The sequence below is a fragment of the Ligilactobacillus murinus DSM 20452 = NBRC 14221 genome (genome assembly GCF_001591685.1).
GTDB lineage: Bacteria > Bacillota > Bacilli > Lactobacillales > Lactobacillaceae > Ligilactobacillus > Ligilactobacillus murinus.
The window spans coordinates 1-594 of sequence record NZ_BCVJ01000136.1 but is presented as its reverse complement, the minus strand read 5'-3'; the positions used below and the strand labels follow the sequence as shown (position 1 = coordinate 594).

The following is a 594-nucleotide window of genomic DNA, read 5'->3' as shown; positions in this document are numbered from 1 at the left end:
GGGCTAAGTGGTTTAAAGGTTAGCTTTATGGATCGCAGAAGTTTTAGAGCTATGCTGTAAAAATGATCACAGAAAGGAATTGAATAGATATGATGGAATTGACGAGATCGGATCGCAAGAAGTTAGATACTGTATTGGAAATGCTGGCAAAGGATCAAAGTTGTATCTACATCCCTAGGAGAGTAGAACGATCCGATAAGCTGACATTTGAACAAAAAGAGTTGTACGGTCTGCTATGTATGCAGGCTAACACATCCGGAGTAGTTGCCAACGGGACGCACCTTGTATATATCCTTGGTGGTCTAACTACCGAAGTGGCTAAGGATCTGGAACGATTGAAAAAGCTAGGCTATATCTTGCCAGTGATTGAAGTAATAGGCTTTTGCAAATACGAAGTTACCTACTGGCACATTTTAGCGATCGCAGACGTGGAAGAAGTTAAAAAAGCAATGATCTTGGGGGTTGAAACATGTTAGAACAAATCAAGCTAGACGCCTGCTACTTGTTTGAAGTAGAACGAAACGATAAAGACGGGGTCAAATACGCCCTAACAATGTATTTACTGATGATCACATTGCTAACGCTGATCTTTGG

General features: G+C 41.1%; 1 protein-coding gene. It reads left to right on the top strand.

Features of this window, described 5'->3' with window-relative positions:
- Nucleotides 1-89 precede the first annotated feature (89 nt).
- Nucleotides 90-476, top strand: coding sequence for a hypothetical protein (locus tag LMU01S_RS10175; protein WP_056958301.1), 387 nt, complete (start codon nt 90-92; stop codon nt 474-476).
- Nucleotides 477-594: the final 118 nt, after the last annotated feature.